This window comes from Streptomyces sp. NPDC056480, assembly GCF_042795405.1.
In the GTDB taxonomy this organism is placed as follows: domain Bacteria; phylum Actinomycetota; class Actinomycetes; order Streptomycetales; family Streptomycetaceae; genus Streptomyces.
Genome location: NZ_JBHTSA010000262.1, coordinates 1 through 1,123 on the forward strand (window position 1 = coordinate 1; position 1,123 = coordinate 1,123).

2 protein-coding genes are annotated in these 1,123 nt (G+C 66.2%); both read left to right on the forward strand.

Annotated elements, in window-relative coordinates:
- Positions 1-345: ABC transporter permease (locus tag ACFQ79_RS40725; RefSeq protein ID WP_383593446.1), on the forward strand; the 345-nt coding region annotated here is incomplete at its 5' end.
- Positions 345-1,123: ABC transporter permease (locus tag ACFQ79_RS40730; RefSeq protein ID WP_383593449.1), on the forward strand; the 779-nt coding region annotated here is incomplete at its 3' end. The genes ACFQ79_RS40725 and ACFQ79_RS40730, both read left to right, overlap by 1 nt.

The window sequence follows — 1,123 nt, forward strand, 5'->3', positions numbered from 1 at the left end:
CCCCTCTACACCTCACTGGAGCGGATCGACGGCCGGCTGCACGAGGCCGCGCAGGACCTGTACGCCTCCCCGGCGACCACCTTCCGCAAGGTGACCTTCCCGCTGTCGATGCCCGGCGTCGTCTCCGGCACCCTGCTCACCTTCATCCCGGCGAGCGGCGACTACGTCAACGCCGAACTGCTCGGCTCGACCGACACCAAGATGGTCGGCAACGTCATCCAGTCGCAGTTCCTGCGGGTCCTCGACTACCCGACGGCGGCCGCGCTCTCCTTCATCCTCATGGCGATCGTGCTGGTCATGGTCACCGTCTACATCCGCCGAGCGGGAACGGAGGACCTGGTCTGATGCGTTGGATCCGTCGGAACCTCGTCGTCATCGCGGGCCTGCTCACGCTCGCGTACATGATCCTGCCGAACCTCGTCGTGATGGCGTTCTCCTTCAACAAACCGAAGGGGCGCTTCAACTACTCCTGGCAGGAGTTCTCGCTCGACGCCTGGAAGGACCCCTGCGGCGTCGCCGACATGTGCGAGTCGCTCTCCCTCTCGCTCCAGCTCGCCGCCTGGGCGACGGTCGGCGCGGTCGTCCTCGGCACGATGATCGCCTTCGCGCTCGTCCGCTACCGCTTCCGGGCCCGCGGCGCGATCAACTCGCTGATCTTCCTGCCGATGGCGATGCCCGAGGTCGTCATGGCCGCCTCGCTGCTCACGCTCTTTCTCAACATGGGCATCGAGCTCGGCTTCTGGACGGTCCTGATCGCCCACATCATGTTCTGTCTGTCGTTCGTCGTGACGGCGGTCAAGGCCCGGGTCATGTCCATGGACCCGCGTCTGGAGGAGGCCGCGCGCGACCTCTACGCCGGGCCCACGCAGACCTTCCTGCGCGTGACCCTGCCGATCGCGGCCCCCGGCATCGCCGCCGGCGCCCTGCTCGCCTTCGCGCTCTCGTTCGACGACTTCATCATCACCAACTTCAACGCGGGCTCCACCGTCACCTTCCCCATGTTCGTCTGGGGCTCGGCACAGCGAGGAACCCCCGTTCAGATCAACGTCATCGGCACCGCGATGTTCGTCCTCGCGGTACTGGTGGTCGTGGCCGGGCAAATCATTACGAACCGGCGCAAGAA